The sequence below is a fragment of the Desulfonispora thiosulfatigenes DSM 11270 genome, assembly GCF_900176035.1.
Taxonomy (GTDB): Bacteria; Bacillota; Peptococcia; order Peptococcales; family Desulfonisporaceae; genus Desulfonispora; species Desulfonispora thiosulfatigenes.
In genome coordinates, this window is record NZ_FWWT01000023.1 from 1 (window position 1) to 19,890 (window position 19,890).

The 19,890-nt window shown below is 31.3% G+C and carries 14 protein-coding genes, 1 rRNA gene and 2 other annotated features; of the genes, 1 reads left to right on the top strand and 14 read right to left on the bottom strand.

Annotation, left to right across the window (positions count from 1 at the left end; translation table 11 throughout):
• The 3 genes from B8965_RS11190 to tyrS all read right to left on the bottom strand — a co-directional run.
• Window positions 1-281 (bottom strand): 16S ribosomal RNA (locus B8965_RS11190); the annotation flags it as partial.
• A gap of 312 nt (window positions 282-593) precedes the next feature.
• Window positions 594-1,289, bottom strand: a complete 696-nt coding sequence (yunB, locus tag B8965_RS11195; RefSeq protein WP_084054286.1) for a sporulation protein YunB — start codon at window positions 1,287-1,289, stop codon at window positions 594-596.
• 61 nt (window positions 1,290-1,350) lie between these two features.
• Window positions 1,351-2,580, bottom strand: coding sequence for a tyrosine--tRNA ligase (tyrS, locus tag B8965_RS11200; protein ID WP_084054287.1), 1,230 nt, complete (start codon window positions 2,578-2,580; stop codon window positions 1,351-1,353).
• Window positions 2,581-2,628: 48 nt separating this feature from the next.
• Window positions 2,629-2,828, bottom strand: a binding site (T-box leader).
• Window positions 2,829-2,971: 143 nt separating this feature from the next.
• On the opposite strand from tyrS, the gene B8965_RS11205 reads away from it, so the two are divergent.
• Entirely contained in the window at window positions 2,972-5,836 is a 2,865-nt protein-coding gene (locus B8965_RS11205) for a PBP1A family penicillin-binding protein (RefSeq protein WP_084054288.1), read from the top strand.
• A 31-nt stretch (window positions 5,837-5,867) separates the two neighbouring features.
• Here the strand turns inward: B8965_RS11205 and B8965_RS11210 are convergent, their stop codons facing one another.
• The 11 genes from B8965_RS11210 to thrS form a co-directional block, all read right to left on the bottom strand.
• Window positions 5,868-8,234 (bottom strand): endonuclease MutS2, encoded by a 2,367-nt coding sequence (locus tag B8965_RS11210; protein WP_084054289.1) that lies wholly within the window; start codon window positions 8,232-8,234, stop codon window positions 5,868-5,870.
• 28 nt (window positions 8,235-8,262) lie between these two features.
• Window positions 8,263-10,800, bottom strand: a complete 2,538-nt coding sequence (locus B8965_RS11215; RefSeq protein ID WP_084054290.1) for a U32 family peptidase — start codon at window positions 10,798-10,800, stop codon at window positions 8,263-8,265.
• 15 nt (window positions 10,801-10,815) lie between these two features.
• A complete protein-coding gene (locus tag B8965_RS11220) occupies window positions 10,816-11,763 on the bottom strand; it encodes a Nif3-like dinuclear metal center hexameric protein (protein WP_084054291.1) in 948 nt (315 codons plus the stop codon).
• 96 nt (window positions 11,764-11,859) lie between these two features.
• Window positions 11,860-12,123: a cell division protein ZapA gene (locus B8965_RS11225; protein ID WP_084054292.1), complete on the bottom strand. Its 264-nt coding sequence runs from the start codon at window positions 12,121-12,123 to the stop codon at window positions 11,860-11,862.
• An 86-nt stretch (window positions 12,124-12,209) separates the two neighbouring features.
• Window positions 12,210-14,645: a phenylalanine--tRNA ligase subunit beta gene (pheT, locus tag B8965_RS11230; protein WP_084054293.1), complete on the bottom strand. Its 2,436-nt coding sequence runs from the start codon at window positions 14,643-14,645 to the stop codon at window positions 12,210-12,212.
• Window positions 14,646-14,656: 11 nt separating this feature from the next.
• Window positions 14,657-15,679, bottom strand: coding sequence for a phenylalanine--tRNA ligase subunit alpha (pheS, locus tag B8965_RS11235; RefSeq protein WP_084054294.1), 1,023 nt, complete (start codon window positions 15,677-15,679; stop codon window positions 14,657-14,659).
• Window positions 15,680-15,810: 131 nt separating this feature from the next.
• On the bottom strand, window positions 15,811-16,587 hold the full coding sequence (locus B8965_RS11240; protein ID WP_084054295.1) for a TrmH family RNA methyltransferase: 777 nt from the start codon (window positions 16,585-16,587) through the stop codon (window positions 15,811-15,813).
• A 71-nt stretch (window positions 16,588-16,658) separates the two neighbouring features.
• A complete protein-coding gene (rplT, locus tag B8965_RS11245; protein ID WP_084054296.1) occupies window positions 16,659-17,009 on the bottom strand; it encodes a 50S ribosomal protein L20 in 351 nt (116 codons plus the stop codon).
• Between the two features lie 22 nt (window positions 17,010-17,031).
• Window positions 17,032-17,229, bottom strand: coding sequence for a 50S ribosomal protein L35 (gene rpmI, locus B8965_RS11250; RefSeq protein WP_084054297.1), 198 nt, complete (start codon window positions 17,227-17,229; stop codon window positions 17,032-17,034).
• Window positions 17,230-17,244: 15 nt separating this feature from the next.
• Window positions 17,245-17,763 carry a translation initiation factor IF-3 gene (infC, locus tag B8965_RS11255; protein ID WP_423237181.1) on the bottom strand — a complete coding sequence of 173 codons (519 nt, stop codon included), beginning with the start codon at window positions 17,761-17,763 and terminating at the stop codon, window positions 17,245-17,247.
• A gap of 11 nt (window positions 17,764-17,774) precedes the next feature.
• Window positions 17,775-17,902 (bottom strand) — a sequence feature (ribosomal protein L20 leader region).
• 50 nt (window positions 17,903-17,952) lie between these two features.
• Window positions 17,953-19,863, bottom strand: a complete 1,911-nt coding sequence (thrS, locus tag B8965_RS11260; RefSeq protein ID WP_084054299.1) for a threonine--tRNA ligase — start codon at window positions 19,861-19,863, stop codon at window positions 17,953-17,955.
• Window positions 19,864-19,890 lie beyond the last annotated feature (27 nt).

Consider the following 19,890-nt stretch of genomic DNA (forward strand, 5'->3'; position numbering starts at 1 on the left):
CTCACCAACTAGCTAATCAGACGCGGGTCCATCCATAAGCGATAGCATTGTAAAGAGGCCATCTTTACTTAATCTACCATGCGGTAAATTAAGCTTATTCGGTATTAGCACCGGTTTCCCGGAGTTATCCCCAACTTATGGGCAGGTTACCCACGCGTTACTCACCCGTCCGCCACTAACTTTTAGTATTTAGTAAACTAAAAACTAAAAGTCCGTTCGACTTGCATGTGTTAGGCATGCCGCCAGCGTTCGTCCTGAGCCAGGATCAAACTCTCCATTAATATCCTGCAAGCTCAAAACCAACTTTTGGCTTTGTTATTTATCCGTTTGTTACTTGTGGTCTGTTTCTTTATAACTGTTTGATTTTCAAAGAACAACTTGGTAAGAAGATGTGATGCTCATGTATGTTTCAACATTTTGCATTTAATTATGAATTTCTCTCTTCTTTTGTTTTTTTCTTGTGTTTTACATCCCCTCTTGGCGACAAAACTTATCTTATCACTCCCTACGACTTATGTCAACAATATTTTATAGTTATTTTACTTTTTTCTTGTTAAAGTCTTAAATAACACTTCTATTTCAGTTTTATCTCCTTATTTTGTCTGATTTTGTAGCCCGCTATATAAACTAGATTTTAGTAAATCATCTATACCCTCAACTTTAACAACCGTATTTGGTACAGAACCAACTATAATAGTCTCCGCTATTGGTGCTTTAACGCTTACTACCTCTTTCTCATATAATAAAGGTATAACAATTTTAACCGATGTTTTAACATCTAAGTACAGAATATGTCTGGTTTGATTGATACCTGCTTCATAAAAATCTTGTAATAATTCAACATTCATTTTACCTACAGGTAAAACCGAAACCTTAATTTTTGGTCCTGAATTTGCAAAGAGTTCACTTCCTATAGCTTGCCCAAAGGGTATTTCTATGTTTTGTTGAGATAAATTATCTAATTCTTTTTTTACTTCGATACTTACTTTAGAGATTAATTTGCTTATTTTTATTGTGTCTGCTTGGATAAACGTAATCTTATCTTCATTGTCTTTATGTATATTTACTAAATCATTATACTCAGTATTTTCAAGCACTTGATTATAAATAACTTCATTAATAATTTCTGTTGCCTCCAAATTTGCTTTTGACAAAGCAATTTCTTTAACGGTTGGTCTAATTTTATTTTCTATAAATACAAAAACAAGGGAAGTCATAAGCAATATTACAATTACATTAAATGTAAATCTCATTCTAAAATCCCTTTTACTTCTCCATTTCCGTCTCAAAATACACACCTCCTAACATACTACAATATATGTAGGAGGTGCCTAATGGTGAATAAATATATTAAATAATAATAAATTGGTGATATACCTTTTTACCCTTTTTAATCATCATTTTATTATCTATAAAATCTTCTTCATTTAATATGATATTAAAATCAGTTACCCTTACATCATTTTTTGAAAGTCCACCTTGTTGAATAAGTCTTCTACCTTCACTTTTAGATGAAATAAGTTTTGCCTCGATTAAAAGAGTTGTTAATTCTAAATCTTCTTTTAGTCTTTCTTTTTGTACTTCCGTACTTGGTATTGATTGAGAACTTCCTCCCGAACCAAATAAAGTTTTTGTAGCTTCTTCTGCTTTTTTTGCTTCTTCTTCACCATGAACTAATTTAGTAACTTCATAAGCTAAAATTTCTTTTGCTTTATTAATTTCCGCACCTTCTAAAGCAGCAAGCCTTTTAACTTCATCCATAGGTATAAATGTTAATAAGGATAAACATTTTTCTACATCAGGATCGTCTACATTTCTCCAGTACTGATAAAAGTCATATGGAGATGTTTTCTTTGGATCTAGCCAAACAGCACCAGCTTGAGTTTTACCCATTTTTTTACCTTCGCTAGTTGTTAAAAGTTTAAATGTTAAACCATAAGCTGATCCTCCAGTAGACCTTCTAATTAAATCTACTCCTCCTAAAATGTTAGACCACTGATCACTTCCACCTAGTTGCATTTTACAATTATACCTATTATATAGCTCAAGAAAATCATATGATTGCATAAGCATATAGTTAAATTCTAAAAAGGATAAGCCTTTTTCAAGGCGAGTTTTAAAGCACTCTGCTGTTAGCATTCTATTTACAGAAAAGTGTCTTCCTATATCTCTGATAAATTCTACATAATTTAAATTTAATAACCAATCAGCATTATCTACTAATTCTGCTTTATCTTCTCCAAATTCAATAAACTTTGTAAAGGTTTCTTTAAATGATTGAACATTTGTATTAATTTGTTCTCTATTGAGCATTTGCCTCATATCTGTCCTGCCTGATGGATCCCCAATCATGACAGTCCCTCCACCAATTAAAGCAAGAGGTTTATGCCCAGCCTTTTGCATATGCATCATTACCATTATTTGAATAAAATGTCCTACATGCAAACTATCAGCAGTTGGGTCAAACCCCGTATAAAAGGTTACTGATTCATTTTCTAATAGTTTAATTATTTCATCTTCGTGTGTAGATTGATCAATATAACCTCTTTCTAATAACGTATTGTAAACATTCTGCGCCATTATAGTTACACTCCTTCTAAAAAAATATAAAAAAGAGCCTTCCAGTCCGCTAAGGACGGGAAGGCCCGTGGTACCACCTTAATTTGCATAAATATGCCTCTTAATCTTTATATCGTAAGATAAACGCAATGCTTTCACACTGAAACTCCAAGATGTAATTCACTTTTATGTGGTTACAGACTTTTCACCACCAGTCTGTTCTCTGCTTTTTAACCAAATAAAGCTACTAGTCTTTTCATCATTTTATATCATTATGAACTTATTTAATTGCTTAATTATTGGTTATTCTATCAAATATACTTTAAAATTACAACAATAAATTTTACTCTTTGTTTTATAGTATTAGCTATTATGCTATAATAATTCAAGTGGAAAAGAAGGAGGGAAAATTATGCGAAAAAATAAAAGTAAGAAGTTAAATAATTATAAAACTATATTAATAGTTTTACTTGTGCTTGCTTTTATTGTTGGAGGAGCAGGTATTGGCTTTGTCGTTGCTGCTCTGAAAAATGTACCTAGTATTGACAGTTCCAATATAGAGGCATTTGCAGTTTCATCATCAATATATGATAAAGATGAAAAGCTAGTAGACAAACTTCATGGTGTAGAAAACCGTGATCCAGTAAAATTAGAAGATATATCACCAAATATGGTTAATGCGTTGCTAGCAATAGAGGATCAGCGTTTTTACAAACATATTGGTATAGATCCCTTTAGAATTGCTGGTGCTGCTGTTGCTAATATAAAAAAAGGACATACTGCTCAAGGGGGTAGTACCTTAACCCAACAATTAGTAAAAGTATCTATGTTAGATCCAAAAGATAAAACGCTTAAAAGAAAAATTCAAGAGGCAGTTATTTCTTTAAAAGTTGAAAATGATTATACCAAAGACGAAATTATTAATTTTTATTTAAATACTGTATATTTTGGTGATGGTGCATACGGTGTTGAGGCAGCCGCAAAAAACTTCTTTGCAAAAAATGCGAAAGATTTAACTATTGATGAGGCTGCTCTTCTTGCAGGAGTAATTCAAAATCCATATAAACATTCACCTTTATATCATCCCGAAAATGCTAAAACAAGAAGAGATATTGTTTTAAATGCAATGGTTGATTTTAATAAACTATCCCAAGAAGAAGCTAATAAATTAAAAGAAAAACCAATCAAAATTGCAGAAAAGAAAAAATCTAAAGATAAATCATATGCATATCAATCTTTTATTGATCACGTTGTTGAATCTGCCATTGATAATTTAGATATAGCTGATGATTCTAGTAAGCTGTATACCGGTGGCTATAAAATATATACTACCTTAGATACAGATATTCAAAGTAATATGGAAGATGTTTATGCTAATTCAAAAAATTTCCCAAGCTCTAAAAAAGGATCGCTTATTCAATCGGCTATGGTTGTTCTAGATCCTAAAACTGGGGAAATTAAAGGATTAATGGGTGGTAGAGAGCAAACAGGAAGAAGAAATTTTAATAGAGCAACTCAAGCACTTCGTCAACCTGGTTCGGTGTTTAAACCACTTGCAGTATATGCACCTGCTTTAGAAAAAGGATATAATCCAGCTACTGTAATTGATGATTTTCCACAAGCTTATAAATCAAGTTCAGGAACAAAGGTCTTTGAAAACTATGACCATAGATATCGAGGACTTATCTCTATGCGTACAGCTTTACAATATTCAATTAATACTGCAGCAGTTAAAATGTTGCAACAAATTGGGGTAGAAGAAGGTTATAAATTTGCTAAAAAAGCGGGTATTTCCTCTTTAGTATCAAGTGGTTCTAGAAATGATATGGGTTTATCCCTTGCTTTAGGTGGACTTACTAAAGGAGCTAGCCCCTTAGAAATTACTTCTGCCTACGGAGTTTTTGCTAACGGTGGAGTATATGTACCTCCTCATTGCATAACGCGTATAGAAGATTCTAAAGGTAATGTAATTTGGGAGAATAAATCAAAAAAAGAAATAGTTATGTCACCTGAATCTGCATACTTAATAAATGATATGTTACAGACTGTTGTCACTAGTGGTACAGGACGTAATGCTAGTATTCCTGGCAGACAAGTTGCAGGTAAAACTGGTACTACTTCATTTAATGTTGATGTTTGGTTTGTTGGATATACTCCTGACCTAGTAAGTTCGGTTTGGATGGGTTATGACAAAAATGATAATATGTCCAGAGTTTCTGGGGGTGGTAATTGTGCACCTATATGGAAAAAGGTAATGGAAAAGGCTCATAAGGATTTACCTACTAGCAAGTTTACAAGACCATCCAATATTATAAGCACAAGTATAGATACAAAATCAGGAATGAGACCAAGTAACTTGACACCTAATGAATTTATTAAATCAGAATTATTTAATCGTAAATTCGTTCCAAAAGAAACCTCAAAAGTTTGGGTTATGGCTTCGGTTTGTCCTGATTCTTCACAATTAATAACTGATAACTGTCCAGATGCTGTAGACAAGGTATTCCTAAAAAGAGAAAAACCATGGTCTACAAGTGGTTTTTCTGGTAAGTTAAAAGGTATCGCACCTGAAGATGCAAAACTAGAAGTTCCAAAACAAAAGTGTTTAATTCATGGAGAAGGTGGCCCTAAAATTAGACTTCATGGTGGCTTAATAGATAATGAATCAGCTGTTAAACTTTCATGGTCTTATAGTAAAGCTACGGAGAATACAAAGTTTCAAATTTATCGTTCCAGCGAAAGAAACTTTATACCTAGTTCACAAACCTTTTTAGACAGTTCAAGTGAACTTGAGTTTCTAGATAAGTCAATAAAAAAAGGTGAAAAATATTATTATCGGGTAATAGCAATTGATACTGAAACAGATCTGCAAAGTCCGGCATCTAATGAAGTGGAAATTTCAGGAACTAACTCTAATAATACAGAACAACCTGGAAATAACGTTTCATTAAAAGCGCCAAAACTTCGTTATCAAATAAAAGATCAAACTCAAGTCAGATTAAGTTGGAATAAACCAGGTTCAGGTAATCAAATTACTTATTTTGTTTTTAAATCTGAGTCTCCTGGATTCTCGGCTGGCATTGATACTCAAATTGGTAAAGGCTCCATAATATCAAATACCTCGTTTACCGATACTAGTGTAGAATCAGGTAAAACTTACTATTATAAAGTTATCGGGCAAGATGCTAATAGCAATCAAAGCCCTTTATCAAATGAGATAAAGGTTACAATAAGAAATAATAGTGACAATGATGAAGCTGAAGATGGTGATGACTAAAAAAATGACCTGGAATAATAATTATTCCAGGTCATTTTTTAAATTCAACAATTGTAACTCCTTCTCCACCTTCTTTAAATCCACCTGTGCGATAAGTTTTAACATGTGGATGCATCTTTAGCATATCTCTAATTGTATTACGTAAAATACCCTCACCTTTTCCATGAATTAAAGATACTTGAGCAAGACCTACTAAATAGGCATCATCTAAGTATTTATCAACTAAATCTAAAGCCTCTTCTACTCTTGTTCCTCTAAAATCTAATTCAGTCTTGATGGTCTTACTTTTATCAATCATCATTTTTCCAATACCTGTTTTATCTGCCTTAGCTCTTTTAGTAGCAGCAGTTAATTCATTTATTTTTACATTTACCTTCATAACTCCCACTTGAACTTGTAGTTCATCATTACTATTAGGAAGCGAAGCTACTATAGCTCTTTGATTAATTTTAGGTACAAATACTTCATCGCCTATTTCTAGCTTTTTAAGTATTTTTCCAGCTACCTTTGGTCCTTTAAGCATATTACCCGTTAAATTATTTTCCTTTGATTCTAATCTTTTCTTTAATTCGATAGCTTTATTATCAGCTTTTAAAAATTCTTCTTTTGCTACGGATCTAATTTCTTTAATTATCGCTTCACTTTCTTTTCTAGCTTCTTTAATAATTTCTAAAGCTTTTTCTTCTGCTTTTCGTACTATATCTTCTTCTTTTGTTTTTATAGTTAGTTGTTCTTCTTCTATTTGTGCTAATTTTGATTTAATTTCTTGCAGTTTTTCTTCCGATTCTTTTGTATTAAGCTCACTTTGTAATTTATTTATTTCCAAAGATTGAATTAATTTTGCAGCATCTTTTTCATTTTCACTAATAAGTTTTCGACCCTTGTCTACTATATACTGAGGTAAGCCTAATTTTTGGGCAATATCAAAAGCATTACTTTTTCCCGGGACTCCAATTAATAAACGATAGGTTGGCCTTAAAGTTTTTATATCAAATTCAACACTTGCGTTTTGAACCCTTTCTTCTTTAAAAGCAAAAGTTTTTAACTCACTATAATGTGTAGTCGCTATTGATCTCGCTCTACTTTTGAGAATTGTCTCTAAAATAGATATTGCTAAAGCTGCACCTTCAGAAGGATCAGTACCTGCACCTAGTTCATCAAAAAAGATTAATGAATCTTCATCTGCTTTTTCTAATATATTGATAATATTAGTCATATGAGAAGAAAATGTACTTAATGATTGCTCAATACTTTGCTCATCACCTATGTCTGCATATATTTTAGGAAAAATACCAATTACACTACCATTATCGGCTGGGATATGAAGACCACATTGAGCCATTAAAACAAATAATCCTACAGTTTTTAAGGTTACTGTTTTCCCCCCAGTATTTGGACCTGTTATAACTAATAAATCAAATTCTTCACCTAATGTAATTGTTAATGGGACTACTTCATCCTTAGAAATTAATGGATGACGTCCTTTTATTATCGATATTTGTTTTTCTGTCACAATTTTAGGCTCTATAGCATTTATTTTTTCACTAAACCTTGCTTTAGCAAAAGTAAAATCAATATGTGCTAAAACTTCTTGATTAGTTTCTAATTCTTCTACGTACTCATTAATTTTTTCAGTTAATTCTTTGAGTATTTTTGTTATTTCTTCTTTTTCTTCCAGGCTATACTTTTTTAAATCATTGTTTAAAGATAAAATACTCATAGGTTCGATAAATAATGTTGCTCCACTTGAAGATTGATCATGTACTATACCTGGTATTTTATTTCTATACTCCTGTTTCACTGGTACTACATAGCGTTCATCTCTTATTGTTACAATTGCTTCTTGTAGATATTTTTGACTTCTTTCTGATCTAACTAAATTATCAAGTTTTTCTTTGATTCTGTTTTGTAAGGTTACAATTTTTTTACGTATTTGATTAAGAGCAATTGAAGCATTATCTAGAACTTTTCCATCATTAGCTATGGTATTTTGAATTTCTTGTTCAACATCAGTTAATACTGTGAGCTGCTCAGCCCACCACTGCATACGTGGAGTACTATATTGTTTTTTTCTTTCTCCTAAAAATTTTTTCAATTTGCGACTGGCTAATAAGGTATCATAAATTTTTAAAAACTCTTCAGGTTCTAAGATTCCACCAATTTTAGCCTTTCTAATCAAATTTTTTATATCTATAATTCCTCCTAAGGGAATTATAGGTTCAAATCTTCTAATATTTACGCCTTCGGTTGTTTCCTTTTGCCATATTATCAATGTTTCATAATCAGCAATAGGCTCTAAATTATTCACTAGTTCTCTACCTAAAGAAGAACTACACTCTTTTACTAACATACTAATAATTTTGTCTAGTTCTAATTTTTGGATTGTAAATTTATTCATTTACGTCACCCTTTTGTTAAATTTATTTCTATAAAACTCCTCTAAAATAATGTCCTGATGTATACCCCTCTGGTTCTAACTTGCTAAGCTCAGAAATATTTTTATCTTTAACTTCGAATTTTCCTTTATTTTTAGTCCACTCATTAATAGTTTCTCTATAAATTTTGGTTACTTTTCTAATCCATTCTGGACTTTCTTTTAAAGCTTCTATTCTAAAGACATCAATGCCAGATGAAAGTAAACTTTTTATATCTTTATATAAACTAAGAGGTTTAGAATTATAAACTATCATACGACATTTATCATCCATCTCAACGGGAAAAATGAAATTCATTCTATCCTTTAAGCCAAAATTTCCTTTATTACAAGCATTACTACAAAAATTAGTACTTGTTTTATTTCCTTTAATAGCTCCTACCACACAATATTCGCTTGTCATTAATGGAAAATTACCATGCACTATAGCTTCCAGTGGCATATTACCTTTATAAGCAAAGTTATTAATTTGTCCTAAAGTAAGCTCTGGCGAAAGCGTTATCTGCACAACTTCGCTTTCTAATAAATGCTTAATTGTTAAATCATTAAAAATATTTAAAGTATAATCTGCTAAAATATTCTCCCATTCTTGTTCTTTAACTAGTTGTAAAACTCCCATATTACCTACGAGAACGCCATCGAATTGATATTTTTTAAGTTTTGCTACCACTTCGGCAAAATCATTAAAATCTTTTTCATGTATATAGGTAGGCAATCTTAAAATAGCCTTAATTCTTTTTTTATGGCAATAATCTATGTCATGTTGTAAGTTTTTAAAGCTAAAGGTTTCATGATTTTTTAATCCGTACCAATTAAAATAAACTTGATCTACTTCTTCATCTACTGCAGCCTTTACAGAAGCGGAATTACTCACTACAATAGAAAGCTTAGTCTTATCATATTTAACTTCTTGCGGTGGTATACTAGAAATTAAATTATTTACTCTTTCTTCGTAATCATTGTAAGGAAGTATTTCTTTTTTATATTTATTATTTCTTTGACTTAATAAATTATCTACTATTTCTCTTCTTATTTTATTCATTTCACTTATAGGTACCATTAAATCTCCATCAATATTTACATCTAAACTAGCAAGTTCAAAAGGTGTATTACCTAACCTTTCAAATTGTTTAAAAAGCAAATCTCTAGTAACAGGAATTTTAATAGCCTTTTGCGCTAAATACTCTCCTCTTGTAAATACATGATATCCTTCTTCATCACTTGCACTAACTTCCATAACCTTACCTTCTGATATATTAATATCTAAATATAAACTAATCTTACGTATTTCTCTATTAGATGAATAGCTTTCCGTAGCTTCCTTCATTAACTCTACGTCAAAGGTTTTAAAAACCCTGTCTCCAACCCTAGGAATTCCTTGTTTAATTATTATTTCAATCTCTTGACCACTAACTGCCTTAAGTATCTTATTTCCATTATAATATATTTCGTTTACTTTACTGGCTATCCTGCCACCTTTAGTTACCCATATTTCATAGCCATCGCCTACATTTAAGGATTCCTTAAGTTTTATTTGCACTCTTTCATTATTAACTTGAGTAATTCTCCCTATTAATAATCCTCTATTATTAGGTCTTTTTAAACTCATTAAATTTTTACCTTCATTACCAAAATAATAGGCAGATGTAAATTCACGATTAAATATTTGTTCTAATTCCTTTTCTTGTTTTTCCTCAACTCTAAATTCATTTAGTCCTTCATAATAATTATCTAAAGCTTTACGATAGTTTTTAATCACTATTGCTACATACTCTGGTCTTTTCATTCTACCTTCTATTTTAAAAGAATTTATTCCAGCTTCGATTAACTTAGGTATATGCTCTATTGTTTTAATATCTTTTGTGCTTAATAAATGCTCTCCTGAATCATTAGTATCTATTACTAAATTTTTATTTCTATCTATTAAGCTATATTTAAGTCTACAGGGCTGAGCACACTTTCCTCGATTACCACTTCGCCCACCAATTAAACTGCTCATTAAACACTGACCAGAGTACGCCACACATAAAGCGCCATGTACAAATGTTTCTATTTCAATGTGGCTATTTTGTTTAATTAACTTTATATTTTCTAATGATACTTCTCTAGCTAATACAACTCGTTTAAATCCTAAGTTTTCCATATAATTTACACCTTTTGAATTATGCACTGTCATTTGGGTGCTTGCATGCAAAGGAAAATCGGGTAATACTTGTTTTATTAAACTAGCTACACCTAAATCTTGAACAATAAAAGCATCTACTTGTGCTTTCACTAATTCATATATATAATCAATAAATTCATTTATTTCTTCGTTTGCAAGTAATGTATTTAAAGTTACATAGATTTTTACATCTCGTTCATGAGCAAATTCTACTGCTTTTTCTAGTTCTTGTTGGTCAAAATTATTTGCACTTTGTCTAGCGTTGAATGACTTTCCCCCTAGATAAACTGCGTTTGCACCATTTTCGATAGCTGCTTTTAATGAATCTAAACTCCCAGCTGGAGCTAAAAGTTCTATTTTTCCCATTAAGTATTCCTCCAATTATCGCTTAATTCGCATTAAGCCAGAACACGGAATAATATTTACTCCACATTTTTCAATCTCATCTAATATTAAGTTCATGCCAAGTGAATCACTGGCCATATGTCCTGCAATTATAACATTAATATGATATTTTTCAGCTTCTTTTTTATGTTTGTCACCCATATGCATACTGACAATTGTACCAACTCCTGCAAGTGATAACTTTTCATATACATTATCCGGACCACTTGTACCACCTGTCATATCTACCAAAATTTTGCCTACTTTTCGTTTTTCGCTGCCTACTATAATTTCAGGACCTATTCCCATATATTTTGCTTCCTGGTATTCCTTAATACTTAGTAATACATTAATTACATCTTCTAATATTTCAGGGTTTTCTTTTGCAAATATATTTTCTAAATAAGCTTGTACTAAATTATCTGCAGGTGTATGACAGCACATTAAAGGAATATTTAATAATTTGGCAGCATCTATCGTACGATTATGATTAAGAGGAAGTAAAGATCTTTTTACTTCACTAATTCTAGAATCTAAAATACCTTCTGCAACATTAATAGGTATCCCTAGTTTACATAATAGATCTTCTTGAATATTCATAACTTCGTTTAAATTTGCTAAAGCTTTACCTTCTGGATGATGAGCAATAATTAAATCTATATTAGCACCTTTTTCATTTAGTCTATCAGCTAAAATCATCTCACTAGTTTCTATATCTATACCAGCTAAAACTGTTTTTATTTCTTTATTTTCATCGCCAAATAAAATCCTTGTATCGCTATATGGATTAAATAATTTTTCTTGATCAAAATACATTTTTTCTTTTTCTGTTAAGCTATTATATTTTTGTGTTTCTTCTTGAAGTAACTTTTCAATATTATTACCTCTTGGATCTACACTTTTACCTTTTTCTATTAATAAATGATATATATCTTTTATATTCATAACAAAACCTCCTTCTTACTAGTTATGCCCTTTTTTATATATTTTACAATGGAAAACCTGGCTTAAATCGGCCAGGTTTTTATGTAACCATTTATACTATTTATTATCTTCTTCGAGTATTTGCACTAACTTATCATAATCATTTTTAAAAGTAAAAAGTTCATCTGCAATATTTAATGCGGCTAAAACAGCAACTTGCTTTAATGATAGGCTTGGGGTTCTTTGAGCTACATATTGCATTTTACGATCCACATATTCAGCGACTAATTGCATTTGCCTTTCATGTGTATCACCTTTAATTGTATAGATATCACCAAAAATCTCAACCTTAACTCTTTTTTTATTTGAACCTTCGTACAAGGTGACACCTCCTTTATCGCCTATTAATTATTCGTTACCTTTTTATAAATTCCTGCAATAAATTTTATTAATAAAGTTTTTCTTTTCTAAGCTCTAAGGCTAGCATTAAACTTTTGTTCTAAGCTTTTTTGAATTTTTTCATAAATACTATTTATTTCCTCATCAACTAAAGTCCGATCATGAGCCTGGAAAATTAAAGAGAAAGCTAAACTTTTATATTTATCGGCAATTTGATTTCCTTGATACAAATCAAATAGTTTTACATCACGTAATAATTCTCCGCCCATTACTTTAATGTTTTCCATAACTTCATATGCTTCAATTTCTTCGCTTAAAACTATTGCAAGGTCTCTTGTAGTTCCTGGGTATTTTGGTAAACTCTCGTATTTAATTACATTTGAATCTATTTGCATTAATTTTTCTACATTTATTTCAGCAATATAATTTCTTGCAGGTAAATCAAAATTTTCACTTACTTTAGGATGAATTTCCCCAAGTACACCGATTAATTGATCCTGGACATAAATGTTAGCTGTTTTTCCAGGATGATAACTCTCATTATCTTTAACAGCTTTAAATATAGCAGATTCTATATTTAACTTTTTCAGTAAATATTCTACTATACCTTTTAAATAATAAAAATCTACTTCGCTGCCCTTTTCTTGCCAATATGATGTCTGCTTACCTCTTAGTGCTATTCCTAACACCCATTCTTCATCAGGTAACTGATTGTTTTCTGGAAAACCTTTAGGTAAATATACCTTTCCTAATTCAAATAAACCTAAACTTTCATTACGCCTATTTACATTTTTACGCATAGTTTCTAATAAACTAGGTAATAGTGTTGTGCGCATAACTCCTTGTTCTTCTGATAAAGGATTCATTACGGTTACAACTTCTCTTCTTACATCATTTTCTTGTAAAAGAATTTTATCTAAATTGTTTTTATTTATAAAACTAAAGTTAATTATTTCGTTCAATCCTATTGATTCTAGATTCTCTATTATACTATCTCTAAATTTCTGATCTTTAGTCTTACATCCTAAATTTGTGTTTCCATAAGGAAGTGTAACTGGAATATTATCATATCCATATATCCTAGCTATTTCTTCAATTAAGTCTTCTTCAATCGTAACATCCGGTCTATAAGGAGGAACTTCAATATTAATAGAAGATTCATCTTCATTTAAAATAGTAAACTGTAGACTTTGTAGAATTTCTTTAATTGTGTCATTACTTAAATCAGTTCCTAAACAATCATTTACCTTTCGTAATTTTAAGTTAACATTTGTCCTATTCTTAGGCTGTACATACTTATCAACATGACCTTTTAGTACTTTACCTTCAGCTAAACTCTCGATGAGACTAGCTGCTCTATCTAAAGCCATAATTACTGTTTCAATATTGATACCTTTTTCAAAACGCATAGATGACTCTGAGCGAAGACCTAATTTAGTAGATGTCTTTCGGACACTTTGTGGATTAAAATAAGCAGACTCAAGCAAAATTGTCTTGGTATTAGATGAAACTTCCGTACTTGCTCCACCCATAACACCAGCTAACGCAATAGGTTTCAGAGAGTCAGTAATTACAAGCATACTTTCATCTAACTGTCTTTCTAATTCATCTAAAGTGGTCATATTTTCTTTATCACTGGCTTTTCTAACAACAATTTTCTTCTGTTTTAATAAATCATAATCAAAAGCATGAAGTGGTTGTCCCATTTCTAACATTACAAAGTTTGTAATATCAACCACATTATTGATAGCCCTGATCCCAGCACAATTTAACTTATGTTGTAACCAAAGAGGTGAAGGCTTTATTTGTACATTTTCAATTACTCTTGCAGAATATCGTGGGCATAAATCAGCATCTTGTATCTCAATATCTATAAATTCTTCAATTTGTTTATCTATTTCATTTAAATTACAGTTAGGAAAGTTAATTTCCTTACCTACAATTACAGATATTTCACGAGCAACATTTATAACGCTTAAACAATCTGAACGATTTGGTGTTAAATCAAGTTCTAAAATTGAGTCCTCTATATTTAATACTTCAACTATACTTTTACCTAAAGGTGCATTTTCATCAAGAACTAAGATACCTTCTTTTTGCTCAGGCGTTAAAAAATCTTCATTTAATCCTAATTCTTTAGCTGAGCAAATCATTCCTAATGATTCTACTCCTCTTAGTTTTGCTTTTTTAATTTTAAAATCTCCTGGTAATTTTGCCCCTACCATCGCAAATGGTATCTTTTGTCCGGCATCAACATTCGGAGCACCACAAACTACTTGAAAAGAGTTTGTTCCATCGGTAGTAACTTCGCAGACCTTTAACTTATCAGCATCTGGGTGCTTACTTGCATTAACTACCTTAGCTACCACTACACTTGTAATTCCTTTGTTTAAATTCTGTACTTTATCTATAGCAATTCCCCTAGCAGTTAGTTCTTTAGCTAATTCTTCAGGGGTTAAATCTATATCTATGTAATCTTTTAACCAATTAAAAGAAATATTCATTTTCTTACCTCCTAAAACTGACGTAAAAATCTTATATCATTTTCATACATTAACCTTAAATCATTAATGCCATATTTAAGCATAGCAATCCGTTCTACTCCCATACCAAAGGCAAAACCAGTTACTTCATTTGGGTCATAACCCCCAAATTTAAGTACATTAGGATGTACCATTCCTGAACCTAATATTTCTAACCAACCTGTATGAGAACAAGCTCTACAGCCTTTTCCTTCACATAGTCCACAAGATATATCTACTTCTGCACTTGGTTCTGTAAAAGGAAAGAAACTTGGTCTTAATCTGATTTCTCTTTCAGTGCCAAACATTTGCCTAGCAAAATTTAATAAAACACCTTTTAAATCACTCATTTTGATGTTTTTATCAATTACTAAACCTTCGATTTGATGAAACATCGGTGAATGAGTAGCATCATCATCTTTTCTATAAACCTTACCAGGACAAATAATTTTAAGTGGTATGGCAGGTGCCTTTTTATTCATTGTTCTAACCTGTACAGGTGATGTGTGTGTCCGCAGTAAAACATCTGGTGTTATATAAAAAGAATCTTGCATATCTCTAGCAGGATGATCTTTAGGTAGATTCAGAGCCTCAAAATTATAGTAATCAGTTTCAATTTCAGGTCCTTCGGCTATCTCAAAGCCCAGCCCCATAAAAATTTGCTTAGTTTCATCGATAACTTTAGTTATAGGGTGCTTACTGCCAAAGGCAAAATCTTTTCCCGTTAAAGTAACATCTATAGTTTCTTCTGCTAATTTAGTATTTAATTCATTTTCTTTTAATACTTTTAGTTGCTTATCTAAGATAAGATTTAACTCATCTCTGATTTCATTAGCTAACTGACCAATTATTGGTCTTTCTTCTTCAGATAATTTTCCCATTCCTCGTAAAACACTTGTTAACTCACCTTTTTTTCCTAAGTATTTTACTTTTAAATTATTTAAATTATCAACGCATTCTGCCATTTTTAAGTTATTTGCTGCTTCAGCTTTAATTTTTTCTAATTCTTGCCTCACCTTTATACCTCCCTTTTGTGTCCATTCAAAATATTTATAAAAAAAACTTTCTGTCCACACCGGGACGGAAAGTTATAATCCGTAGTACCACCCCAAAAATTATACCATAAAAAATCTATAAATCCAAATAATTACCTATGTTGACGTACAATTTCGTATATAATTATTCCTGCAGCTACGGCAACATTTAATGATTCCGCCTTAGGATCTAAGGGAATAGAAATTGTAATATCACCTTTTTTAAAATTCAGAGGCCCATTAGCTTCATTTCCTAATACCACTGCAACCTTTTTAGGATAATTATAACTAAAATGTTCTTCTGTACCATTTATATCAGCTACTACTACAGTAAATTGTTCATTTTTTAATTTATCAGATAATTGCGTGGGATTTTCAATATAAAAAATAGGCAAAGAAAAAATAGCACCCATCGTTGATCGTAAAGTTTTCTCATTATAAATATCAACTGTGCCTTTAATGCAAAATATTGCGCCTACCCCAGCACCCAAGGCTGTCCTAAAAATGGTTCCTAAATTACCTGGATCCTGCACACCATCAATTATAAGTATTAGTTCCTTTTCATAAACTTCCTTTATGTCCCACTGTGGTTTATTTATTATTGCTGCTATACCTTGTGGATTTACTGTAAATAAGTTTTTAGCTAATAATTTATTATTTACTACGAAATATTCTTTTTCATACATTAGTAACAAATTTTTAATGCTATCATTATCTAATAGTTCATCGCTCACTAATAAACACTCTATATTAGCTTGACTTTTTAAGGCTTCTTCACAAAATCTAAATCCTTCAATAACAAACTGATTAAGCTCTTGTCTATATTTTCTTTTATGTAAGGCTTTAAGTTTTTTAATCCAGTGATTTTGTTCAGAATTAATAATATCCACTTATAAATTCCCTACCTATCCTTAAAACTAAGTACATGTACAAAAGCAGACCAATTGGTCTGCTTGATATATTAGTTATTTTTTGCTACTTCAGCTAATTTAGTAAAAGCACTTGGATCGCTAATAGCTAAATCTGATAGCATTTTGCGGTTAATTTCGATATTAGCCTTTTTAAGACCATTGATTAAACGGCTATAAGAAATACCATTTAATCTAGCTGCAGCATTAATACGTGTAATCCATAATCTACGGAAGTCTCTTTTACGAGCCTTTCTATGAATATATGCAAACATTAAAGATCTCATAACAGCTTGGTTAGCTACTCTGAAAATTTTAGATCTTGAACCACGGTAACCTTTAGCCATTTTTAATATTTTTTTATGTTTACGACGTGAATTAACACCTCTTTTAATTCTTGCCATTGTTCATACCTCCTTGTGTCTCCTATTTGTAAGGAATTAATTGTTGAATTCTTTTAGCATCACCTTTAAACATGATAGCTGATTTACGAAGTTTACGTTTTCTTTTAGTTGATTTTTTTTCTAAGATATGGCTTTTGAAAGCTTTATTTCTTTTAATTTTACCAGTACCTGTTTTACCAAAACGTTTTGCTGCACCTCTATGTGTTTTCATTTTAGGCACGATAACTCCCCCTCTCTATTGCTGCTCACTAATCGGTGTTAAAACCATTGTCATGTTTCTACCTTCAACTTTAGGAACTTTTTCTACTTTTGCTATATCTTTAACATGGTCAGCTAAACGAAGACATAATTGTTTTCCTAATTCAGGGTGAGTTATTTCTCTACCTCTAAACATAATAGTTACTTTAACTTTATCCCCGTCTTTTAGAAAACGAATAGCATTTTTTGTTTTAGTCATAAAATCATGATCTTCTATGTTAGGTCTTAATTTAACTTCTTTTATGTTAATGATTTTTTGATTTTTGCGTGCTTCTCGTTCTTTTTTACTTTGTTCATACTTGTATTTACCATAATCCATTATTCTACAAACAGGGGGTCTTCCTGTAGGTGCTACTTCTACTACATCCAATCCCTTTTCAGTAGCAATATCAATAGCTTCTTTTGGAGACATTATTCCTAACTGACCACCTTGTTCGTCAACGAGTCTTATTTCTTTAACACGAATTTCTTCATTAATCCTTAAATCTTTACTAATACTTGTCACCTCCAAAATAAATAAAGCGGATGGAAAAATCCATCCGCAAAGCAAGCATAAAAAGCATAGTAAATGCATTATGTTTAACCCTATAAGCTTGAGCCATAAGGTGAGAAGCGGACGGCTTCTTCTTTAACTTTTTTTTCATCACAATAACATATTTATACTAACATAACAGTATAGTTAAAGTCAATTATTTTTTTCATTTACTTCACTAATCACTTTTTCTTTGAATTCTTGGAAAGAAACTGAACCTAAATCACCTTCGCCACGCTTTCGAAGTCCCACTGTATTACTTTCTTCTTCACGATTACCTATTATTAGCATATAAGGTGTTTTTTGAAGTTGTGCTTCTCTTATTTTATAGCCTATTTTTTCATTTCTAGTATCAACTTCTACCCTAATATTTGCATTTTTTAATTCTTTTTCTAACTCTTTACAATATGAAATTTGCTTTTCGCTAATAGGTAATATTTTAACTTGAACTGGAGAAAGCCAAAGTGGGAATGCCCCAGCATAGTGTTCTGTTAAAATTCCAATAAAACGTTCAATACTACCAAACACCACACGATGAATCATTACAGGACGGTGTTTTTCCCCATCTTCACCAATATAAGTTAAATCGAATTTTTCTGGCATTTGAAAATCTAGTTGTATTGTACCGCACTGCCATGTACGTCCTAATGAATCTGTTAGATGAAAGTCAATTTTAGGACCATAAAAAGCTCCATCACCTTCATTAACAATATATTCCCTATCGTTTTCTTTTAAGGCTTCTTCTAAAGCACTAATTGCTTTTTCCCAAATTTCATCAGATCCTAAAGCTTTTTCTGGCTTTGTAGATAATTCTACATGATAATCAAAACCAAATAACTTATATACTTCATCTATTAAATTCATTACAGACTTAATCTCTTCTTTAATTTGACTAGGAAGCATGAAAATATGAGCATCATCTTGAGTAAAAGCTCTTACTCTCATTAAGCCATGTAAAGCTCCTGATAACTCATGTCTATGAACTAAACCTAGTTCTGCTAATCTTATTGGTAAGTCACGATAGCTGTGAAGCATACTGTTGTAGACAAGCATACCACCTGGGCAATTCATCGGTTTAATAGAAAAATCGTTTTTATCAATTTCTGTAAAATACATATTATCTTTATAATGATCCCAGTGCCCAGAACGTTCCCATAATTCTCTGTTTAAAATAATAGGAGATTTTATTTCATCATAGCCATTCTTTTTATGAAGTTCACGCCAATAATTTTCTAATTCGTTTCTAAGCACCATGCCTTTAGGATAGAAAAATGGGAAACCAGGACCTTCATCCATTATGGTAAATAAGCCTAATTCTTGTCCTAATTTACGATGATCACGACGCTTAGCTTCTTCTATGCGGAAAAGATGTTCTTCTAAGTCAGTTTTTTTAGGGAACGAAGTTCCATATATTCTTTGTAGCATTTTATTCTTTTCGCTACCCTTCCAATATGCCCCTGCTAAACTTAATAATTTAGGTGCTTTTATTACTCCCGTTGTAGCAACATGAGGACCTGCACAAAGATCTACAAAATCACCTTGCTCATAAATAGAAATAATTGCATCTTCAGGTAAATCATTTATTAACTCAACTTTATATGGTTCATTTTTGTCTGCAAAAAAAGTTATTGCTTCATCTCTTGATAATTCTTTTCGAACAAAAGGTTTGTTTTCTTTAATAATTCGATTCATCTCAACTTCTATTTTTTCTAAGTCTAAAGGAGTGAATTTATGTTCAGAGTCAAAATCATAATAAAACCCATCTTTTATTGAAGGACCTATCCCTAATATTGTTCCAGGAAATAAGTTTTTTACAGCTTGTGCTAAAATATGAGAAGAACTATGTCTAAATACATGTTGTCCCTCTAAATCATCAAATGTTAAAATTGCTACTTGTGCATCTTCTTTTATAACATAATCAAGTCCTACCACTACATCATTAACCTTAGCTCCTACAGCCTTTTTTGCAAGACCTCTACTAATGCTATTTGCGATATCTAAAGGAGTAATTTCTGTATTTTCGTATTCTCTCACAGAATTGTCTGGCAACGTTATTTTAATCATCAATTTACCTCCACCATTTATTTATAA

Bases quoted from the DNA above. Each gene is read 5' to 3' on its own strand.
- tyrS (WP_084054287.1), bottom strand. From the start codon at position 2,580: ATGGCGCAGAATGTTTACAATACGTTATTAGAAAGAGGTTATATTGAT.
- B8965_RS11205 (WP_084054288.1), top strand. From the start codon at position 2,972: ATGCGAAAAAATAAAAGTAAGAAGTTAAATAATTATAAAACTATATTA.
- B8965_RS11210 (WP_084054289.1), bottom strand. From the start codon at position 8,234: ATGAATAAATTTACAATCCAAAAATTAGAACTAGACAAAATTATTAGT.
- B8965_RS11215 (WP_084054290.1), bottom strand. From the start codon at position 10,800: ATGGGAAAAATAGAACTTTTAGCTCCAGCTGGGAGTTTAGATTCATTA.
- B8965_RS11220 (WP_084054291.1), bottom strand. From the start codon at position 11,763: ATGAATATAAAAGATATATATCATTTATTAATAGAAAAAGGTAAAAGT.
- pheT (WP_084054293.1), bottom strand. From the start codon at position 14,645: ATGAATATTTCTTTTAATTGGTTAAAAGATTACATAGATATAGATTTA.
- rplT (WP_084054296.1), bottom strand. From the start codon at position 17,009: ATGGCAAGAATTAAAAGAGGTGTTAATTCACGTCGTAAACATAAAAAA.
- thrS (WP_084054299.1), bottom strand. From the start codon at position 19,863: ATGATTAAAATAACGTTGCCAGACAATTCTGTGAGAGAATACGAAAAT.